At 70.9% G+C, this 20,088-nt stretch carries 15 protein-coding genes and 1 tRNA gene; 11 read left to right on the top strand and 5 right to left on the bottom strand.

All coding sequences use genetic code 11. The annotated features are described in order from the left end of the window. The first annotated feature begins 529 nt into the window (after window positions 1–529). The 8 genes from MTR79_RS25020 to MTR79_RS25055 all read left to right on the top strand — a co-directional run bounded on the left by MTR79_RS25020 (window position 530) and on the right by MTR79_RS25055 (window position 10,781). Window positions 530–2,809 (top strand): FdhF/YdeP family oxidoreductase, encoded by a 2,280-nt coding sequence (locus MTR79_RS25020; RefSeq protein WP_086700019.1) that lies wholly within the window; start codon window positions 530–532, stop codon window positions 2,807–2,809. A gap of 49 nt (window positions 2,810–2,858) precedes the next feature. Continuing rightward, the gene (locus tag MTR79_RS25025; RefSeq protein WP_048456888.1) at window positions 2,859–3,341 is read left to right on the top strand and encodes a hotdog fold thioesterase; all 483 of its coding nucleotides are present in this window, start codon (window positions 2,859–2,861) and stop codon (window positions 3,339–3,341) included. Window positions 3,342–3,720: 379 nt separating this feature from the next. Further along, window positions 3,721–3,957 carry a hypothetical protein gene (locus MTR79_RS33720; RefSeq protein WP_234309829.1) on the top strand — a complete coding sequence of 79 codons (237 nt, stop codon included), beginning with the start codon at window positions 3,721–3,723 and terminating at the stop codon, window positions 3,955–3,957. Between the two features lie 889 nt (window positions 3,958–4,846). Further along, window positions 4,847–6,079, top strand: coding sequence for a branched-chain amino acid ABC transporter substrate-binding protein (locus tag MTR79_RS25035; protein WP_048456886.1), 1,233 nt, complete (start codon window positions 4,847–4,849; stop codon window positions 6,077–6,079). Between the two features lie 112 nt (window positions 6,080–6,191). Beyond that, window positions 6,192–7,124, top strand: coding sequence for a branched-chain amino acid ABC transporter permease (locus MTR79_RS25040; protein WP_033273069.1), 933 nt, complete (start codon window positions 6,192–6,194; stop codon window positions 7,122–7,124). A 5-nt stretch (window positions 7,125–7,129) separates the two neighbouring features. After that, entirely contained in the window at window positions 7,130–8,956 is a 1,827-nt protein-coding gene (locus MTR79_RS25045; RefSeq protein ID WP_244792008.1) for a branched-chain amino acid ABC transporter permease, read from the top strand. 5 nt (window positions 8,957–8,961) lie between these two features. Further along, a complete protein-coding gene (locus tag MTR79_RS25050; protein ID WP_244792009.1) occupies window positions 8,962–10,068 on the top strand; it encodes an ABC transporter ATP-binding protein in 1,107 nt (368 codons plus the stop codon). After that, complete coding sequence (locus MTR79_RS25055; RefSeq protein ID WP_006135514.1) at window positions 10,065–10,781, top strand: ABC transporter ATP-binding protein; 717 nt, start codon at window positions 10,065–10,067, stop codon at window positions 10,779–10,781. The genes MTR79_RS25050 and MTR79_RS25055 overlap by 4 nt, the downstream gene beginning before the upstream one ends. Window positions 10,782–10,847: 66 nt before the next feature. Here MTR79_RS25055 and MTR79_RS25060 read toward each other — a convergent pair whose 3' ends face one another. Continuing rightward, window positions 10,848–11,507 carry a response regulator gene (locus MTR79_RS25060; protein ID WP_033273066.1) on the bottom strand — a complete coding sequence of 220 codons (660 nt, stop codon included), beginning with the start codon at window positions 11,505–11,507 and terminating at the stop codon, window positions 10,848–10,850. A gap of 106 nt (window positions 11,508–11,613) precedes the next feature. Here MTR79_RS25060 and MTR79_RS25065 point away from each other — a divergent pair. After that, window positions 11,614–11,686 (top strand) — tRNA-Leu (locus MTR79_RS25065). A 92-nt stretch (window positions 11,687–11,778) separates the two neighbouring features. Here MTR79_RS25065 and pyk read toward each other — a convergent pair. Beyond that, window positions 11,779–13,215, bottom strand: coding sequence for a pyruvate kinase (gene pyk, locus MTR79_RS25070; protein ID WP_244792010.1), 1,437 nt, complete (start codon window positions 13,213–13,215; stop codon window positions 11,779–11,781). Between the two features lie 240 nt (window positions 13,216–13,455). Here pyk and MTR79_RS25075 point away from each other — a divergent pair, with 240 nt between their 5' ends. Next, window positions 13,456–15,264 (top strand): 5'-nucleotidase C-terminal domain-containing protein, encoded by a 1,809-nt coding sequence (locus MTR79_RS25075; RefSeq protein ID WP_086701963.1) that lies wholly within the window; start codon window positions 13,456–13,458, stop codon window positions 15,262–15,264. A gap of 75 nt (window positions 15,265–15,339) precedes the next feature. On the opposite strand, the gene pepN is transcribed toward MTR79_RS25075, so the two are convergent. From pepN to MTR79_RS25090, 3 genes are all read right to left on the bottom strand, one after another. Next, window positions 15,340–17,868 (bottom strand): aminopeptidase N, encoded by a 2,529-nt coding sequence (gene pepN / locus MTR79_RS25080; protein ID WP_244792011.1) that lies wholly within the window; start codon window positions 17,866–17,868, stop codon window positions 15,340–15,342. 48 nt (window positions 17,869–17,916) lie between these two features. Next, window positions 17,917–18,459 (bottom strand): response regulator, encoded by a 543-nt coding sequence (locus tag MTR79_RS25085; RefSeq protein ID WP_189366143.1) that lies wholly within the window; start codon window positions 18,457–18,459, stop codon window positions 17,917–17,919. Between the two features lie 147 nt (window positions 18,460–18,606). Then, entirely contained in the window at window positions 18,607–18,945 is a 339-nt protein-coding gene (locus MTR79_RS25090) for a chorismate mutase (protein WP_048456878.1), read from the bottom strand. 85 nt (window positions 18,946–19,030) lie between these two features. Here MTR79_RS25090 and MTR79_RS25095 point away from each other — a divergent pair, with 85 nt between their 5' ends. Next, the gene (locus tag MTR79_RS25095; RefSeq protein ID WP_244793296.1) at window positions 19,031–19,930 is read left to right on the top strand and encodes a hypothetical protein; all 900 of its coding nucleotides are present in this window, start codon (window positions 19,031–19,033) and stop codon (window positions 19,928–19,930) included. The last annotated feature ends 158 nt before the right edge of the window (window positions 19,931–20,088 follow it).

Consider the following 20,088-nt stretch of genomic DNA (forward strand, 5'->3'; position numbering starts at 1 on the left):
ATGGGCGCCGGCGTCGGTGCGGGCCGGGGGTGTTCGCACACCTGGCGCCGGCAGGGTGCCGCCGCGCCCACCCTCCCCCACTCTCGGCTTCTCCCCCACTCTCGACTCCGCTCGAGCGGGGAGACCCCCATGAGCGGGAGGTACCCCCATCGCCCTGGGGGCACCTCCCAGGCCCTTGAGGCACTGGGGGAGGCACGACTGCCCGCGGTTGGCGACACCTGCGGGGGCGGCAGGTGGCAGCCTCCGCCACCGGTGTCGGTGCAGCCGCCCACGGCGGGAAGGGGACGGGGTGGGGGTGGGCGCCCGCAGCGGCTGGCGCGTCCACACCCCGAACCTCTCCAGCACGCACTCTCGCGCCAGACCGAGGACGACCACCCCACCGCGGCCCCGCACCACCCACCCCACCCTGGGCGCTACAGCAACCCCCACCGCACAGAACCCTGCGCCGCAGGCACCTCCGTACACGCACCCCCCGCATGCGAGGATCGAAGAGATCCACCTCACACATGTGCGTGAACAGGAGTGCGCGATGGCAACGAAGCCGCCCCAGGGTGATCCGGTCCAGGACGCGCCGAAGGTGGCCGAGCGGAAGCGGGCCGCCGCCGGGCTGCCCGCGATCGGTCACACCCTGCGCATGGCCCACCAGCAGATGGGCGTGAAGCGCACGGCACTCACCCTGCTCAGCGTCAATCAGAAGGACGGCTTCGACTGCCCGGGCTGCGCCTGGCCCGAGCCGGAGCACCGGCACAAGGCTGAGTTCTGCGAGAACGGCGCCAAGGCGGTGGCCGAGGAGGCCACCCTCCGCCGGGTCACCCCCGAGTTCTTCGCCGCGCACCCCGTCTCCGACCTGGCCCGCCGCAGCGGCTACTGGCTGGGGCAGCAGGGCCGGCTGACCCACCCCATGTACCTCCCGGAGGGTGCCGACCACTACGAGCCGGTGAGCTGGGAGCGCGCCTTCGACATCGTCGCCGAGGAGCTGACCGCGCTGTCGTCCCCCGACGAGGCCGTCTTCTACACCTCGGGCCGCACCAGCAACGAAGCCGCGTTCCTCTACCAGCTCTTCGCCCGCAAGCTCGGCACCAACAACCTGCCCGACTGCTCCAACATGTGCCACGAGTCGTCCGGCTCGGCCCTGTCGGAGACGATCGGCGTCGGCAAGGGCAGCGTGCTCCTGGACGACCTGTACCAGGCCGACCTCATCGTCGTCGCCGGGCAGAACCCGGGTACCAACCACCCGCGCATGCTGTCCGCGCTGGAGAAGGCCAAGGCGAACGGCGCGCGCGTGGTGAGCGTCAACCCGCTCCCCGAGGCGGGCCTGGAGCGCTTCAAGAACCCGCAGACGCCCAAGGGGCTGACCGCCGGCACCACGCTGACCGACCTGTTCCTGCAGATCCGCATCGGCGGCGACCAGGCCCTGTTCCGTCTCCTCAACAAGCTGATCCTGGACACGCCGGGCGCGGTGGACGAGGAGTTCGTCCGCGGACACACGCACGGTTTTGAGCAGTTCGCCGAGGCAGCCCGCGCCGCGGACTGGGACGAGACACTCGCCGCGACCGGCCTGGCCCGCGAGGACGTCGAACGCTTCCTGCGCATGGTCCTGGACTCGGAGCGCATCGTCGTCTGCTGGGCGATGGGCCTCACCCAGCACAAGCACTCCGTGCCGATGATCCGCGAGATCGTCAACTTCCTGCTGCTGCGCGGCAACATCGGCCGTCCTGGCGCGGGCGTGTGCCCGGTGCGCGGCCACTCCAACGTGCAGGGCGACCGCACGATGGGCATCTTCGAGCGGCCCGCGCCGGCGTTCCTGGACGCCCTGGAGCGGGAGTTCGGTTTCGCGCCGCCCCGCGAGCACGGCTACGACGTGGTCCGGGCGATCCGCGCGCTGCGCGACGGCGAGGCGAAGGTGTTCTTCGCGATGGGCGGCAACTTCGTCTCCGCCTCCCCCGACACCGAGGTCACCGAGGCCGCGATGCGCCGGGCGCGGCTGACCGTGCACGTGTCGACGAAGCTGAACCGCTCGCACGCGGTCACGGGCGCGCGCGCCCTGATCCTGCCGACGCTGGGCCGCACCGAGCGCGATCTGCAGGCGAGCGGCGAGCAGTTCGTGACGGTGGAGGACTCCATGGGCATGGTGCACGCCTCACGCGGGCGCCTGGAGCCGGCGAGCCCGCACCTGCTGTCGGAGCCGGCCATCGTGTGCCGGCTGGCCCGCCGCGTCCTCGGCACGGAGGACGACGTGCCGTGGGAGGAGTTCGAGAAGGACTACGCGACGGTCCGCGACCGCATCGCGCGCGTGGTGCCCGGCTTCGAGGACTTCAACGCGCGCGTGGCGCACCCCGGCGGCTTCGCGCTGCCGCACGCCCCGCGCGACGAGCGGCGCTTCCCCACCGCCACCGGCAAGGCCAACTTCACGGCGGCGCCGGTGGAGTACCCGCGCCTGCCCGAGGGCCGGCTGCTGCTGCAGACGCTGCGCTCGCACGACCAGTACAACACCACGATCTACGGCCTGGACGACCGGTACCGGGGCATCAGGAACGGGCGCCGCGTGGTGCTCGTCAACCCCGACGACGCCCGGGCGCTGAAGCTCGCGGACGGCTCCTACGTGGATCTGGTGAGCGAGTGGAAGGACGGCGTGGAGCGCAGGGCGCCCGGTTTCCGCGTCGTGCACTACCCGACGGCACGGGGCTGCGCCGCCGCGTACTACCCGGAGACCAACGTGCTGGTGCCGCTGGACGCCACCGCGGACGTCTCCAACACCCCGGCCAGTAAGTCGGTCGTGGTGCGTCTGGAACAATCGGCGACCGACTGAGCGTTCGCTCAGGGCACAGACGTACCGACGCACGATTGGAGCCGGGCCCATGGGAGAGCCGCAGCAGGTGAAGTTCCCGCAGGAGGTCATCGACGAGTACGCCGCGCTCGGTGTGGACCTCCGGGCGCTGTTCTCGGCGGGCCACCTCGGCACGCGGATGGGCGTGCAGATCACGGAGGCCTCCGCGGAGCGTGTCGTCGGGACGATGCCGGTCGAGGGCAACACCCAGCCCTACGGCCTGCTGCACGGCGGTGCGTCCGCCGTACTGGCGGAGACCCTGGGCTCGGTCGGCTCGATGCTGCACGGCGGGGTGAACAAGATCGCGGTCGGCGTGGACCTCAACTGCACGCACCACCGCGGAGCGCGTTCCGGTCTGGTCACCGGCGTGGCCACCCCGGTGCACCGGGGCAGGTCCACGGCGACGTACGAGATCGTGATCACGGACGAGGCGGACAAGCGGGTGTGCACCGCCCGGCTGACCTGTCTGCTGCGGGACGTCCGCCCCGGCGACGCGGAGAAGGCGGCCGGCTGACGTCGGCGGGGGTACGGAAAGCCGCACCCCCGCAAGCCGCACCCCCGTAAGCCGCTCCCCCCAAGCCGCGCCTTTTGAGTCGCGCCCCCGCAAGCCGCACTCCCGCAAAGCCGCCCCCTCTCCCCCACCTCCCCCACACAGCGCCCGTCACCGCCATTGCCCGCGGCCGACGGGCGCTCTAGCGTTCGGTGCCATGGGACGGGGTGGCACCTCTCACAGCGCCGGGGCGTTCCGGGCGCCCCTCCTGGCCGTGCTCGTGGCGGCCCTGACCGCGACCGGGTGCGCGGCGGAAGGCTCCCGTACCGCCCGCGCCCCTTCCCCTCCCCCTTCCACAGCCGACACTCCGTCCCCCAAGGCGACTTCGGACGTCGACCTGTGCGTGAGCATCGTCCGCCACTGGTCGCGCGAGGTGCTCGACGGCCGCGGGTACGGCGACTACCAGTCGATGGGAATGTCCGGCGGGCAGTACGACATCCTGCGCGAGGTCGTGGACGCGGCGCGCGCCGCCCGCCGCCAAGGGGCGCGGGACGTCGACAGGTTGACAGAACGTCAGGCACGCGCAGGCTGCACCGCCTGGTACCGCTCCGGCGGTCCCGGTGAGGGGCCGTGGCGATGAGCGGGATCGGCCCGGTCGAACCGGACGGTGACACGCGCCCGTCGGACCCCTCTCCCCGCGCACCGCACCTCCGAAGCGGGCCTGCGATCCGCATGCCGGGACCTCATCGGAGGTCCACGGCCGCCGCGTTCCTCGCCGTGGCCGTGCTCGCGGCCGGGACGCTCCTTTACCTCACCCGCCCCCGTCCCACCCCTCCGCCCGAACCGCGTCTCCCGAGCCAGACGACGTCCTTCCGGTACCTCTCCCTGCAGGTCAGAGACACGAAGACGACTTTGCCGGAATTTGAATTCACAATACAAGCGCTTACGGAATCCGACGCTCCGGTGACCGTTCTGAGCATTTCCCAGCCCTACGCCGGCCTGTCCCTGGCCTCCCGACCGGCAACTCCTTTACGAGTGAAAGGTGGCGGCTCCCGCACGGTCGTCGTCACCGTCCGAGTGACGGAATGCGGAAAAGTGCCACGGAACGCCGGACTTCCTTTCCTGGACGTAACACTGCGTAACACGCGCGCAAAGGAAGCGCACAGCTACATCCTCGGCGCCCGGTACGCAAGGGACCTGTCCACGGCCCTGGAGGTGGCCTGCGGCAACAATTTTCGGTAATCAGCAAAACGCCTGATACACCTGAACCACCCCTGCCGGTTCCTGCGGTTTCTCACCATGCGGACAGGGCAAATCGGCGGGAATTCTGCTCTTCCCCCCACTCAGTACCGCTCTGCAATACGTCGTGTCATAACAAGAGCGTCACAGCCTTGGCCAGAGTCTCCTCCGCATTCCCTACACACGCTTAGAGTCACGGCCAGTCACCGCGGAGCCTGATTCTCACTCGGCCCAGCGCTCGACTCGGCCGTTTCCACGGGGAAGCGGCTGTCAGGGGAAAGGACTGGATCGTGCGTCAACGTTCGCTCATCGCCATCACCGCCGCCCTGGCGGCGGGTGCACTCACCCTCACCGCCTGCGGCTCTCGCGACGACAACGGCGGCGGCTCGGACTCGGGCAACGGTGACACCACCGTCGTCATCGGCGTCGACGCGCCGCTGACCGGCGACCTCTCCGCGCTCGGCCTGGGCATCAAGAACTCCGTGGACCTCGCCACGAAGATCGCCAACAAGGAGAAGTACGTCGAGGGCGTCACCTTCAAGATCGAGGCGCTCGACGACCAGGGCCAGGCCTCCGTGGGCCAGCAGAACGCCACCAAGCTCGTCGCCAACAAGGACGTGCTCGGCGTCGTCGGCCCGCTGAACTCCTCCGTCGGCGAGTCGATGCAGAAGGTCTTCGACACGGCCAAGCTGGTCGAGGTCTCCCCCGCCAACACCAACCCCGCCCTCACCCAGGGCGTGAACTGGCAGACCAAGAAGGAGCGGCCGTACAAGTCGTACTTCCGCACCGCGACCACCGACGCCATCCAGGGCCCGTTCGCCGCGCAGTACGTCTTCAACGAGGCCAAGAAGAAGAAGGTCTTCGTCATCGACGACAAGAAGACCTACGGCGCCGGTCTGGCCGCCACCTTCACCGCGGAGTTCAAGGAGCTCGGCGGCCAGGTCGTCGGCACCGAGCACATCAACCCGGAGAGCAAGGACTTCAGCGCCGTCGCCACCAAGGTGAAGAACTCCGGCGCCGACGTCGTCTACTACGGCGGCGAATACCCGCAGGCCGGCCCGCTGAGCAAGCAGATCAAGGAAGCGGGCGCGAAGATCCCGCTGGTCGGCGGTGACGGCATCTACAGCGCCGACTTCATCAAGCTGGCCGGCACGGCCGGCGCCGGCGACCTCGCCACCTCCGTCGGCGCGCCCGTCGAGTCGCTGCCGTCCGCCAAGGAGTTCGTCGCGAACTACGAGACCGAGGGCTACAAGGAGGCCTACGAGGCCTACGGCGGCTACTCCTACGACTCCGCCTGGGCCATCATCGAGGCCGTCAAGAAGGTCGTCGAGGACAACGACGGCAAGCTGCCGGACGACGCCCGCGCCAAGGTCGTCGACGCCATGCAGAACGTCTCCTTCGACGGTGTGACCGGCAAGGTCTCCTTCGACGAGTTCGGTGACGCCACCAACAAGCAGCTCACCGTCTACACCGTCAAGGGCGGCGACTGGGCCACCGTGAAGTCGGGCACCTTCACCGGCTGATCTCCGCCGCACCACTCCCACGAGCCGCGCGGGGCGCTGTTCCACTGGCGCCCCGCGCGGACTCGGTTCCGGCCCATCCGTCGAACATTCCGAAAGTCTCGGAGGACATGCGGTGAACGAACTGCCGCAGCAGCTGGTCAACGGCCTGCTACTGGGATCCATGTACGGCCTGGTCGCCATCGGCTACACAATGGTCTACGGCATTGTCCAGCTCATCAACTTCGCCCACGGCGAGATCTTCATGGTCGGCGCCTTCGGCGCCATCACCGTGCATCTGTACGTCTTGCCGGACGGCACCTCCATGTGGGTCGCGCTGCCGCTCATGCTGATAGGCGCCATGATCGCGTCGGTGCTGGTCGCCATCGGAGCGGAACGGTTCGCCTACCGCCCGCTGCGCGGCGCGCCCCGTCTGGCCCCGCTGATCACCGCCATCGGTCTCTCCCTCGCGCTCCAGCAGGCCGTCTGGGCCTTCTACCCGGAGGCGAAGTCCAAGCTGGCCTTCCCGCAGATCGAGGGCGGCCCCTTCTCCATCGGCGGCGCCACCATCCAGACGGGCGACATCTTCCTGATCGTCGCCGCCCCCCTCAGCATGGCGTTCCTCGCCTACTTCGTGATGCGGACCCGCACCGGCCGCGGCATGCAGGCCACCGCGCAGGACCCGGACACCGCGAAGCTGATGGGCGTCAACACCGACCGCATCATCGTGATCGCGTTCGCCCTCGGCGCCGTCTTCGCCGCCGTCGGCGGTGTCGCCAGCGGTCTGAAGTACGGTCAGATCGACTTCAAGATGGGCTTCATCCTCGGCCTCAAGGCCTTCACCGCGGCAGTGCTCGGTGGCATCGGCAACATCTACGGGGCCATGATCGGCGGTGTGGTGCTCGGCGTCGTCGAGACCCTGGCCACCGCCTACATCGCGGACATCCCCGGCCTGGACCAGTTCGGCAGCCAGTCCTGGGCCGAGGTCTGGGCCTTCATCCTCCTCATCCTCGTGCTCCTGTTCCGGCCACAGGGCCTGCTCGGCGAGCGCGTCGCGGACAGGGCGTGACACCGATGACCACACAGACCACAGCGACCAAGACCGTGGCCGCACCCGCCCCGAACACCCCCTCCGGGCTCATCGGCATCCCCGCGCACCTCGGGCGGGCCCTCGCCACCGGCGGCAGCGTGCTCGCCGTCGTCTCGACCTTCCTCGCCTGGACCTGGACGGCCGCCTTCCCCGGCGACCTCACCTTCTACGGCTACCCGGGCGGCCTCCAGGTGCTCGTCCTGGTCGGCGGCGCCCTCGCCACCCTGTTCTGCCTCGCCTCCTACGGCGTCAAGGGACTGGGCTGGCTCACTCCGGCCGGCGCCGACGCGGCCGTGAAGTACGCGGTGCTCGGCACCTTCGCCACCGCCTGGTACACCGTCGTCTCGATCAGCGTCGAGCTCGGCGGAGTCGTCAACCTGGAGCCAGGCGGCTACATCGTCGCCGCCGCCACGCTCATAGCCCTGATCGGCGCCCTGGCCCTCCCCTTCGAGCGGCCCGAGCCCGACCCGATCGACCCCGAGGCGAGCGGCTGGGAGCAGTTCACGCACGACGCCGCGCACACCATGGCCGTGCTGCGCGCGGCCTTCGCCTCCGGCTCCCCGCGTCCCGTGCGCACGCTGCCGTCGTACGCCGAGATCCTGATCATCGTCGCCGTCCTGGCGGTGGCCCTGGTCGTCTTCACCTACGGCATCGGAACCGAGTACGACGAGCTGTTCGTCGGCTTCCTGATCACCGCCGGCTTCGGGTTCGGCGCGCTGAACCGCTCCGGCCTGATCGCCCACGCCTCCCAGATCAGCGCCCGCCACCAGAACATCACCGTGTGCGGCGCGTTCATCGCTGCGGCGCTGTTCCCCTTCACCCAGACCGACGACCAGTACGCCACCCTCGGCGTCTACATCCTGATCTTCGCCACCGTCGCCCTGGGCCTGAACATCGTCGTCGGCCTCGCCGGCCTGCTCGACCTCGGCTACGTCGCCTTCCTCGGCGTCGGCGCCTACGCGGCCGCGCTGGTCTCCGGCTCGCCCAGCTCGCCGTTCGGCGTGCACTTCCCCTTCTGGGCCGCCGTCCTGGTGGGTGCGATCGCCTCGCTGGTCTTCGGTGTGCTGATCGGCGCACCGACGCTGCGGCTGCGCGGCGACTACCTGGCCATCGTGACCCTCGGCTTCGGTGAGATCTTCCGTATCGCCGTGAACAACACCGACGGCACCTCGGGTCCGGACATCACCAACGGCTCCAACGGCATCGCGTCCATCCCGGACCTGAACATCCTGGGCTTCGACCTGGGCGTCGCGCACGACATCGGCGGCTTCACCATCGGCCGGTTCGCGAACTACTTCTTCCTGATGCTGCTCATCACGGCCGTGGTCGTCCTCGTCTTCCGGCGCAGCGGCGACTCCCGCATCGGCCGTGCCTGGGTCGCCATCCGCGAGGACGAGACCGCCGCGCTCGCCATGGGCATCAACGGCTTCCGGGTGAAGCTCATCGCCTTCGCCGTGGGCGCCACCCTCGCCGGTCTGGCCGGCACGGTCCAGGCGCACGTCACGTACACCGTGACCCCCGAGCAGTACCTGTTCGCCGGCACCACCCCGCCCAACTCCGCCTTCCTGCTGGCCGCGGTCGTGCTCGGCGGAATGGGCACCATCGCCGGACCCCTCATCGGTGCGGCGCTGCTCTTCCTGATCCCCAACAAGCTCCAGTTCCTCGGCGACTACCAGCTCCTCGCGTTCGGTCTCGCGCTCGTGCTGCTGATGCGCTTCCGTCCCGAGGGCCTCATCCCCAACCGGCGCCGCCAGCTGGAGTTCCACGAAGAGGCCGACGCGCCCACAGTCCTGAGCAAGACGGGGGCCTGACCACCATGACCACCGACACCATCACCAAGGACAGCGCCGCGGGCCCGCCCGCCCCCGGCTCCGTCGTCCTCGACGCGCGCGGCGTCACCATGCGGTTCGGCGGCCTCACCGCCGTCAAGGACGTCGACCTCACCGTGCGCAGCGGCGAGATCGTCGGTCTGATCGGCCCCAACGGCGCCGGCAAGACCACGTTCTTCAACTGCCTGACCGGGCTGTACATCCCGACCGAGGGCGAGGTCCGCTACAAGGACAAGGTGCTGCCGCCCAAGTCCTTCAAGGTGACCGCCGCCGGCATCGCCCGCACGTTCCAGAACATCCGTCTGTTCGCCAACATGACGGTCCTGGAAAACGTGCTCGTCGGCCGCCACACCCGCACCAAGGAGGGCTTCTGGTCGGCCGTCCTGCGCGGGCCCGGCTTCCACAAGGCCGAGGCCGCCTCCCGCGCCCGCGCCCTGGAACTGCTGGAGTTCGTAGGCCTCGCCGAGAAGGCCGACCAGCTCGCGCGCAACCTCCCCTACGGCGAGCAGCGCAAGCTGGAGATCGCCCGCGCGCTCGCCAGCGAGCCGGGGCTGCTGCTCCTCGACGAGCCCACCGCGGGCATGAACCCCCAGGAGACCCGGGCGGCCGAGGAACTCATCTTCGCCATCCGCGACCAGGGCACCGCGGTCCTCGTCATCGAGCACGACATGCGGTTCATCTTCAACCTCTGCGACCGGGTCGCCGTGCTCGTGCAGGGCCAGAAGCTGATCGAGGGCGACCCGGCCACCGTCCAGGGCGACGAGCGGGTCATCGCCGCGTACATCGGTGAGCCGCTGGCGGACGACCCCGGCGCCGCCGAGGTCGCCGAGGTCGAGGCCGCGGAAGCGGCGGCCGAGGCGGCGGGCCGGCCCCAGTCGCCCGCCAAGACGGCCGGCGCCCCGGCGCCCGCGGGCGAGGCAACCGAGGAGACGGCCGAGGCGGACCCGCGGCCGGAGGCGGCCGCCGAGGCCGGCCACTCCGCCGACGCCGAAGCCACGGACGCCGAGACGACGGACGCCGAGACAGAAGCACAGGCGGAGGCGGAGGCCGAGGCCACCACGGACGCCGCGCCCGGCAAGGAGAACGACCGATGACCGCACTGCTCGAGGTCGAGGACCTGAAAGTCGCCTACGGCAAGATCCAGGCCGTCAAGGGCATCTCGTTCAGCGTCGAGGCCGGCGAAGTGGTCACCCTGATCGGCACCAACGGCGCCGGCAAGACCACCACCCTGCGCACGCTGTCCGGGCTGCTGAAGCCGGTCGGCGGCCAGATCAAGTTCAACGGCAGGTCGCTGAAGAGGGTCCCCGCCCACAAGATCGTCTCGCTGGGTCTTGCCCACTCCCCCGAGGGGCGGCACATCTTCCCGCGCATGACGATCGAGGACAACCTGCGCCTCGGCGCCTTCCTGCGCAGCGACAAGCAGGGCATCGAGCAGGACATCCGGCGCGCCTACGACCTCTTCCCCATCCTCGGGGAACGCCGCAAGCAGGCCGCCGGCACCCTGTCCGGCGGTGAGCAGCAGATGCTCGCCATGGGCAGGGCCCTGATGTCCCGTCCGCAGCTGCTCATGCTCGACGAGCCCTCCATGGGTCTGTCGCCGATCATGATGCAGAAGATCATGGCGACCATCGCCGAGCTGAAGTCGCAGGGCACCACCATCCTGCTCGTCGAGCAGAACGCCCAGGCGGCCCTGTCGCTGGCCGACCACGGCCATGTGATGGAGGTCGGCAACATCGTCCTCTCCGGCACCGGCCGCGACCTGCTCCACGACGAGTCGGTCCGCAAGGCCTACCTCGGCGAGGACTGACCCGGCAGGCGGAAGGCCCGCGCCCCTTCACGGGGTGCGGGCCTTCGGCGTCCGTGTGACGGCAGGTCAGCCGCCCTTCGCGGCCTTCTTCTCCTCGGCGTCGTCGATGACCGCCTGCGCGACCTGCTGCATCGACATACGCCGGTCCATCGAGGTCTTCTGGATCCAGCGGAACGCGGCCGGCTCGCTCAGGCCGTACTGCGTCTGGAGCACCGACTTGGCGCGGTCCACCAGCTTGCGCGTCTCCAGGCGCTGGCTGAGGTCGGCGACCTCGCGCTCCAGCTCCTTCAGCTCGGTGAACCGGGAGACCGCCATCTCGATCGCGGGCACCACGTCGCTCTTGCTGAACGGCTTGACCAGATACGCCATCGCGCCCGCGTCCCGCGCCCGCTCGACCAGGTCGCGCTGCGAGAAGGCGGTCAGCATCAGTACGGGGGCGATGGACTCCTCGGCGATCTTCTCGGCCGCGGAGATGCCGTCCAGCTTGGGCATCTTCACGTCGAGGATCACCAGGTCGGGGCGGTGCTCGCGCGCCAGCTCGACGGCCTGCTCACCGTCGCCGGCCTCGCCGACGACCGTGTACCCCTCCTCCTCGAGCATCTCTTTGAGATCGAGCCGGATCAATGCCTCGTCCTCGGCGATGACCACGCGGGTCGTCATCGGCGGCACGTGCGACTTGTCGTCGTCGGGCACGTCTGCGGGCTGGGGCGACTCGGGGGCGCTCAACGTGGGCTCCTTGGTGCGAGGCAGGCCGGTACTGCTGACAAGAGCGTACCGAGCTGCGGTAAGGTGGGGGCACGGCGGGTGACCGTCGACCTTCGTTTTGCAGGGCGCCCCGGTAGCCCAGCGGTAGAGGCAATGGTCTCAAACACCATCCAGCGTCGGTTCGAATCCGACCCGGGGTACTTTTCCTTAGAATCCAAGGTCACCATTTGCCAGCGGATGTCCGCCTTTTCGGTGAACATCCGCTTCTTCGCGTATCGTCCGTCCGGCCGCGCTACCGAGGGCTGTCGTCCTCGCCGATGTGGTGGACGCGGACCATGTTGGTGGAGCCGGAGACCCCGGGCGGGGAGCCGGCGGTGATCACGACCGCGTCGCCCTTCGCGCAGCGCGCGTACCGCAGCAGCAGCTCGTCGACCTGGTCGACCATCGCGTCCGTGGACTCGACGTGCGGGCCCAGGAAGGTCTCCACGCCCCAGGACAGGCTGAGCTGGGAGCGGGTGGCCGGGTCCGGGGTGAAGGCGAGCAGCGGGATCGGCGAGCGGTAGCGGGACAGGCGGCGGGCGGTGTCACCCGACTGCGTGAAGGCGACCAGGAACCGGGCGCCGAGGAAGTCGCCCATCTCCGCGGCCGCGCGGGCCACGGCGCCGCCCTGTGTGCGGGGCTTGTTGTGCTCGCTCAGCGGCGGCAGGCCGCGGGCGAGGATGTCCTCCTCGGCGGCCTCGACGATGCGGGCCATGGTGCGCACAGTCTCCACGGCGTGCTTGCCGACGCTGGTCTCGCCGGAGAGCATCACCGCGTCGGTGCCGTCGATGACGGCGTTGGCGACGTCGGACGCCTCGGCGCGGGTGGGCCGGGCGTTGTCGATCATCGAGTCGAGCATCTGGGTGGCGACGATGACCGGCTTGGCGTTGCGCCGGGCCAGCTTCACGGCGCGCTTCTGGACGATGGGCACCTGCTCCAGCGGCATCTCGACGCCCAGGTCCCCGCGGGCCACCATGACCCCGTCGAAGGCGGCGACGATCTCGTCGAGCGCCTCGACGGCCTGCGGCTTCTCGATCTTGGCGATGACGGGGAGCCTGCGGCCCTCCTCGTCCATGATCCGGTGGACGTCCTTGATGTCGCGTGCGCTGCGGACGAAGGAGAGGGCGACGACGTCGAAGCCGGTGCGCAGCGCCCAGCGCAGGTCGTCCTCGTCCTTCTTGGAGAGGGCGGGCACGGAGACGGCGACACCCGGGAGGTTGAGGCCCTTGTGGTCGGAGACCACCCCGCCCTCGGCGACAGTGGTGTGCACACGGGGGCCGTCGACGGCGGTGACCTCGAGGGTGACCCGGCCGTCGTCCACGAGGACGCGCTCCCCCGGGGTGACGTCCTCGGCGAGGCCGGCGTGGGTGGTGCCGCACAGGTGGCGGTCGCCCTCGACGCCGTCCTCGACGCTGATGGTGAAGGAGTCCCCGCGTTCGAGGAGTACGGGCCCCTCGGCGAAGCGGCCCAGGCGGATCTTCGGACCCTGAAGGTCGGCGAGGAGTCCCACGCTGCGGCCGGTCTCGTCGGCGGCCTTGCGCACCCTTCGGTACCGCTCCTCGTGCTCGGCGTGCTCACCGTGGCTGAGGTTGAAGCGGGCCACGTCCATTCCGGCGTCGACCAGGGCCTTGATCTGGTCGTACGAGTCCGTCGCGGGACCCAGGGTGCAGACGATTTTCGCTCGGCGCATGGTTCGACCCTAGGGCTTACCGGCGGGTAGCGATCTGGCGGCGCGTGACGACTCAACGGCGCGTGGGTGAAGGGGTATTGACAAGCGTTGAAATGTGCACCGGACCGCTCGGACGAGCGCGCCGGGGGCGGTCACCGGATCGAAACCTGCCGGGGGTGTTCCTGGTCGACGTGTTCAGGTCAGAATCGTCGGGCGAATCTACGCGCGTTGTGCGCCGCCGTCGTACAAGGAGAGCCTGATATGCCGTTCGACCGCCGGAAGTTCCTGAAGAAGTCCGCCGTCACGGGGGCGGGGGTGGCGCTGGCGGGTACGGTGGCCACCCCGGCGGCCGAGGCCGCTCCGCAGGCGGGACGGGGGAAGAAGCCGGTGAAGCGGTACGCACTGACCGTGATGGGCACCACGGACCTGCACGGTCACGTCTTCAACTGGGACTACTACAAGGACGCCGAGTACCAGGACCCGGCCGGCAACGCGCAGGGGCTGGCCCGCGTGTCCACGCTGGTGAACCGGATCCGCGAGGAGCGCGGCCGGGAGAACACCCTGCTGCTGGACGCGGGCGACACCATCCAGGGCACCCCGCTGACGTACTACTACGCCAAGGTGGACCCGATCACCGCGAAGGGCGGTCCGGTGCACCCGATGGCGCAGGCGATGAACGCCATCGGGTACGACGCGGTGGCGCTCGGCAACCACGAGTTCAACTACGGCATCGAGACGCTGCGGAAGTTCGAGGAGCAGTGCGACTTCCCGCTGCTGGGCGCGAACGCGCTCGACGCGAAGACCCTCAGGCCCGCCTTCCCGCCGTACTTCGTCAAGACGTTCCACGTGAAGGGCGCGCCGCCGGTGAAGGTGGCGGTGCTGGGTCTGACCAACCCGGGCATCGCGATCTGGGACAAGGCCTACGTGCAGGGCAAGCTGACCTTCCCCGGCCTGGAGGAGCAGGCGGCGAAGTGGGTGCCGAAACTGCGCTCCATGGGCGCGGACGTGGTCGTCGTGTCGGCGCACTCGGGCACGTCGGGCACCTCCTCGTACGGTGACCAGCTGCCGCATGTGGAGAACGCGGCGGCGAACGTGGCGCGGCAGGTGCCGGGCATCGACGCCGTCCTGGTCGGCCACGCGCACGCGGAGATCGCCGAGCTGCGGGTGACCAACGAGAGGACCGGCAGGGAGGTCGTGCTGTCGGAGCCGCTGTGCTACGCCGAGCGGCTGACCCTCTTCGACGTCGAGCTCACCTTCGAGCGGGGCCGCTGGCGGGTGGAGTCCGTGAAGGCGTCGCTGCGGGACGCGGCGACGGTGGAGGACGACCCGCGGATCACCCGTTTGCTGGGCGACGAGCACGCGCAGGTCGTGGCGTACGTCAACCAGGTGGTGGGGACGGCGACCGAGACCCTGACGACGGTGGAGGCGCGCTACAAGGACGCGCCGATCATCGACCTGATCAGCAAGGTGCAGGAGGACGTGGTCCGGGAAGCGCTGGCGGGCACGGAGTACGCCTCGCTGCCGGTGCTGTCGCAGGCCTCGCCGTTCTCCCGGACCAGCGAGATCCCGGCGGGCGACGTGACCATCCGGGATCTCTCGAGCCTCTACGTGTACGACAACACTCTGGTGGCGAAGCTGCTGACGGGCGCTCAGGTGCGCGCGTACCTGGAGTACTCGGCGGAGTACTTCACGCAGACCGCTGCCGGCGCGCCGGTGGACGTCGACAAGCTGACGAACGCGGGCGGGCGCCCGGACTACAACTACGACTACGTGTCGGGCGTGACGTACGACATCGACATCGCCCAGCCGGCCGGGTCGCGCGTCAAGAACCTGACGTTCGGCGGCGTCCCGGTGGACGACGGGCAGCAGTTCGTGTTCGCGGTGAACAACTACCGTGCGAACGGCGGCGGGGCGTTCCCGCACGTGGCGTCGGCGCCGGAGCTGTGGGCGGAGTCGACCGAGATCCGCACCCGGATCGCCGAGTGGGCGACGGCCAAGGGTGTGCTCGACCCGAAGGACTTCGCGTCGGAGGACTGGCGCCTCACCCGGGACGGCACGCCGGTGTTCTGACCGCCCCTCACACGGGTGCGCGCCGGGGCGCCGCCGGTTCGTCCGGCGGCGCCCCCGCGGTGTTCCCTCCCGGTCTCAGGCCTCCTGGACGCGCAGGGCGCGGGCCAGGTCGTCGAGCCGGTCGGTGAACTGGCGGCGCAGCGCGGGCACGGGGTCGGCCTTGCGCAGCGTCTTCTCGCCGAGCTTCAGGGTCTCGGCCTCCACCGCGTGGGCGGGGAACGCCCACCGTCCCGCGGCCGTGGCGATGGCGGGGCCGCGGCGCGCGGCGACGGCCACGGCGTCCTTGAAGTAGCGCGCCACGTACGGGCGGACCAGCTCGGCCTGCTCGGGCTGCCAGAAGCCCTGCGCGGTGGCGGTGAACAGGTAGTTGGACAGGTCGTCGGAGCCGAACATGGCGTCCCAGGCGCGGGCCTTGGCGTCCGGGTCGGGCAGGGCGGCCCGGCAGCGGGCGGCGCCCTCGCGCCCGGTGGCGCTGGGGTCCCGGCGCAGCTCCTCGGCGACGGCGCTCTCGTCCACCGCGCCCAGCACGGCGAGCCGGGCGAGGATCCGCCAGCGCAGCTCCGGGTCCAGCTCGGGCCCGCCGGGGACGGTTCCCTCGGCCAGCCAGGCGGCGATGGTCTCGGGGCGGGCGGCGGCGTCGATGCAGTGGCGCACCGCGACCAGGCGCAGGCCCGGGTGGTCGCCGTCCTCGGTGCGGCGGATGAGGTCGCGGCACAGGTCGGTGAGGGTGGCGAGCGCGGCGGGCCGCCGGTCCGGGGCGAGGTAGTGGTCGGCGACCTCCCCGGAGGCGAAGGCGAGGACGCCCTGGACGAGGGCGACGTCGGTCTCCTCGGGCAGGTGGGCGGCGGCGGTGGCCAGGTAGGCGGAGGGGGCCAGGTCGCCGTCGCGGACCATGTCGCGCAGGCTGTTCCAGACGACGGCCCGGGTGAGCGCGTCGGGGATGCCCGACAGTCCGCGCAGGACGGTCTCCAGGGAGGTCTCGTCGAGGCGGATCTTCGCGTAGGTCAGGTCCAGGTCGTTGGGGACGACCAGGGCGGGGCGGGTGCCGGGGCGGGGCTCCGGGGCGGCGGCCTGGGGCACGTCGGCCTCGTAGCGTTCGCGCAGGGTGAGGGTGCGTCCGTCGCTGAGGTCGCGGTCGTAGACCCCGACGGTGACCCGGTGCGGGCGGCTGCCCTCGTGGTCCAGGGTGAGGGTCCACCGGCCGGGCACCGCGTCGACGGAGGCGGTGAGCGTGTCGACGCCGCTGGTGCGCAGCCAGGCGTCGGCCCAGGCGTGCACGTCCCGCTCGGTGGCGGAGGCGAGGGAGTCGATGAACTCGGCGAGGCCGGCGTTGCCGAAGCGGTACCGCTCGAAGTGGGTGTTGATGCCGGCCAGGAAGTCCTTCTCGCCGAGCCAGGCGACGAGCTGGCGGAGGGCGGAGGCGCCCTTGGCGTAGGAGATGCCGTCGAAGTTCAGCAGCGCGGAGGCGGTGTCCTCGACGTGCTCCGGGGCGACCGGGTGGGTGGAGGGCCGCTGGTCGGCGTCGTAGCCCCAGGTCTTGCGGGAGACGCCGAAGTCGGTCCAGGTGCCCTCGCCGCGCCAGCGGGGCGGCTGCCCGCCGGGGCTCGCGGGGGTGACCTCGTTGAGGGTCTGGTAGCCCATGTACTCGGCGAAGGACTCGTTCAGCCAGATGTCGTCCCACCAGCGCAGCGTGACGAGGTCGCCGAACCACATGTGGGCCATCTCGTGGGCGACGACCATGGCGCGCCGCTGCCGCTCGGTGTCGGTGACGGCGGAGCGGTAGACGAACTCGTCGCGGAAGGTGACAAGGCCGGGGTTCTCCATGGCGCCCGCGTTGAACTCGGGCACGAAGGCCTGGTCGTAGGAGTCGAAGGGGTACGGCTCCTCGAACTTCTCGTGGTAGCGGTCGAAGCAGGCGCGGGTGATCTCGAGCAGCTCCTCGGCGTCCGCCTCCAGGTGGGGGGCGAGGGAGCGGCGGCAGTGCAGGCCGAACGGCAGGCCGCGGTGCTCGGTGCGCACGGAGTGCCAGGGTCCGGCGGCGACGGCGACCAGGTAGGTGGAGACGGGCGGGGTGGGCGCGGCCTTCCACACCCCGCCGCCGGTGTGCTCGGTGACGCCGTTGGCGAGGACCGTCCAGTGCTCGGGCGCGGTGACGGTGAGCTCGAAGACGGCCTTGAGGTCGGGCTGGTCGAAGGCGGCGAACACCCGCCGCACGTCGTCCAGGAAGAGCTGGGTGTAGACGTAGGTCTCGCCGTCGCTGGGGTCGGTGAAGCGGTGCATGCCCTCGCCGGTGCGGGAGTAGCGCATGCGCGCGTCGACCAGCAGCTCGTGCTCGCCGGCGGTGAGGTCCTTGAGCGGGAACCGGCCGTCGTCGAGGAGGGCGGGGTCCAGGGACCGGCCGTCGAGCGTGACGGAACGCAGCTCGGCGGGGTCGATCTCGACGAAGGTGTCCGCGTCCGCGCGGGCGCCGAACCTGATGAGGGTGCGGGAGTCGAACGTCTCGTCCCCGGCGGTCAGATCGAGGGCGATCGTGCAGCGGTGGACGTCGATGAGCTGTGCTCGGTTCTGCGCTTCGTCGCGCGTCAGTACGGACATGCACGCCATGCTGCCTGATGGCGTCGGCCCGGCACAGAGGTGGATGGGGTACGCGACCTATGTCCGGTCCCCGCCGAGCTCCGCGGTGTGCGCCCCCGGGGGTTGTGCGGGGGGCACGTGCGCGTGCGGGAGGGGCGGCGCGGGGCGTGCGGCGGAGGCGGCGGCCGCGTCGAGCCGGGCGCGCAGGGAGCGCATCTCGGCCTCCAGGGCGAGCCCGCGCTGGTGGGTGTCGTAGAGGTGGCGCACCTTGGTGCGCAGCGCCCAGGGGTCGACGGGGGTGGTGACGAGGTCGGCCACGCCGAGGCGGTAGGCGGCGGCGCCGAGCCGGTGGTCGCGGGCGAAGCCCGTGAGCAGGACGACGGGTATGTGCCGGGTCTGCTCCAGGCGGCGCATCCAGCGCACGACGTCGAGGCCGCCGGTGCCGGGCATGTGGACGTCGAGCAGGAGCACGCCGACGTTGCCGCGCAGCAGCTGTTTGAGGGCCTCGTCGCCGCTGGTGGCCCGGCCCAGCGGCTGTCCGAGCGGGGCCAGGGCGCTCTCCAGGGCGTACAGCGTGTCCTCGTGGTCGTCGACGAGGAGGATGCGGGCGGTGGGCGGCATGGGGCACGTCCTTCCCCGTCGGGCCGGACGCGGGGTCCGGGCGCTGACGGACGGTGCTCGTGAGCCGACAAGGCGTGCACAGCGAGCATGCACCGCGCGGGCCGCCCTGTCACTCCCCGCCGCGTCCCGGGCCCGTCTCCGGCCCGTTCAGGACCTGCCGCCCGCGGTGTCGTCCGCGATGCGCTCGTGGTGGCGGATCACCTCGGCGATGATGAACGTCAGGAACTTCTCCGCGAAGGCCGGGTCGAGCTTGGCGTTTTCGGCGAGGGCGCGCAGCCGGGCGATCTGGCGGGCCTCGCGCCCCGGGTCGGCGGGCGGCAGCCGGTGCTCGGCCTTGAGGCGGCCGACCTGCTGGGTGCACTTGAAGCGCTCGGCGAGCATGTGGACGACGGCCGCGTCGATGTTGTCGATGCTGTCGCGCAGACGGGTCAGTTCCTCGAGGACCGCGGGGTCGGCGTCGGGGGTGGCGGCGTTGCTGGTGGTCATGGCGGCTCAGCCTACGGCGGCGCGGTCCCCCGGCGGCGGCACGGCCCGTACAGTGGACGGTGTCCAGGCGCGGCGGGGGTGCGACGTGGCGAACGGCGGACCGGTGGAGCACGGTTACCCGCATCTGCGGACGGTGCGGGAGTCGGTCACGGCGCTGTACCGGCGCCTGTCGTACGACACGGTGCGCACCTTCTCGGCGAGTGTGGCGCCGGCCGACGTGGCGTTCGCGGACGTGGACGACCTGCATCTGGGGGCGCAGCGGGTGGCCCGGGAGATGGTGGCGCACTACCGGCTGCCGGACGCGCGTCTGATCGTCGGGTTCCGTGAGATGACGCATGCGGCGAACGTCGAGCTGACCGCGGGCCCGGAGTACTTCGTCGAGCTGAACGACCGGTTCCGTGACCACCGCCGGGACATCGGGGCGGCGCTGGCGCACGAGGTGGCGCACGTGTACCTGCACCGGCTGGGGCTGTCGTTCCCGTCGACCCGGGAGAACGAGATCCTCACGGACACCGTGGCGACGTATCTCGGTGCGGGGTGGCTGCTGCTGGACGCGTTCCGGGAGCACGGGGCGTCGTCGCAGAAGCTCGGGTACCTCACGCCGGAGGAGTTCGGGTACGTGCTGGCGAAGCGGGCGCTGCTGTTCGGCGAGGACCCGTCGGTGTGGTTCACCAGTCCGCAGGCGTACACGGCGTACGGCGAGGGGCTGGCGCTGGCGCGGCGGGACGCGGAGCAGCCGCCGCTGCGCGCGGCGGGCTGGACCGGGCGGCTCCGTTACGCGCGGGACCGGCGGCACGCGCAGGGGCACGCCAAGGCGCCGGAGGCGGGGCGGGAGACGGCGTACCGGTTCTCGGCGGGCGGGCGCGGCCCGCTGCGGGTGTCGTTCCCCTGTCCCACCTGCCACCAGCGGATCCGGGTGCCGGTGGCCGGGCGGGTGCGGGCGCGGTGCGGTCTGTGCCGGTCCGTGCTGGAGTGCGACACCTGACGTGCGGCTCCCGGGCCCCGCTGTCGACGACCGGCACAAGGGCGGCATTCCACCCCGGCATTCGCTCACTTCTCGGGTGTTCGCTATTTTGTTCGCCGCTGTCGTTCTGTGCGCCGCCGTCCGCCGCCGGCCGTTTTCGTCCCGACCCCGCCGAGGAG

It is taken from the genome of Streptomyces sp. BJ20, assembly GCF_022869105.1.
Lineage (GTDB): Bacteria > Actinomycetota > Actinomycetes > Streptomycetales > Streptomycetaceae > Streptomyces > Streptomyces griseoincarnatus.

Coding starts and splice junctions, on each gene's coding strand:
- pepN (WP_244792011.1), bottom strand. CDS start 17,868: ATGGCGTGCATGTCCGTACTGACGCGCGACGAAGCGCAGAACCGAGCA.
- MTR79_RS25025 (WP_048456888.1), top strand. CDS start 2,859: ATGGGAGAGCCGCAGCAGGTGAAGTTCCCGCAGGAGGTCATCGACGAG.
- MTR79_RS25090 (WP_048456878.1), bottom strand. CDS start 18,945: ATGACCACCAGCAACGCCGCCACCCCCGACGCCGACCCCGCGGTCCTC.
- MTR79_RS25055 (WP_006135514.1), top strand. CDS start 10,065: ATGACCGCACTGCTCGAGGTCGAGGACCTGAAAGTCGCCTACGGCAAG.
- MTR79_RS25075 (WP_086701963.1), top strand. CDS start 13,456: ATGCCGTTCGACCGCCGGAAGTTCCTGAAGAAGTCCGCCGTCACGGGG.
- pyk (WP_244792010.1), bottom strand. CDS start 13,215: ATGCGCCGAGCGAAAATCGTCTGCACCCTGGGTCCCGCGACGGACTCG.
- MTR79_RS25045 (WP_244792008.1), top strand. CDS start 7,130: ATGACCACACAGACCACAGCGACCAAGACCGTGGCCGCACCCGCCCCG.
- MTR79_RS25020 (WP_086700019.1), top strand. CDS start 530: ATGGCAACGAAGCCGCCCCAGGGTGATCCGGTCCAGGACGCGCCGAAG.
- MTR79_RS25085 (WP_189366143.1), bottom strand. CDS start 18,459: ATGCCGCCCACCGCCCGCATCCTCCTCGTCGACGACCACGAGGACACG.
- MTR79_RS25050 (WP_244792009.1), top strand. CDS start 8,962: ATGACCACCGACACCATCACCAAGGACAGCGCCGCGGGCCCGCCCGCC.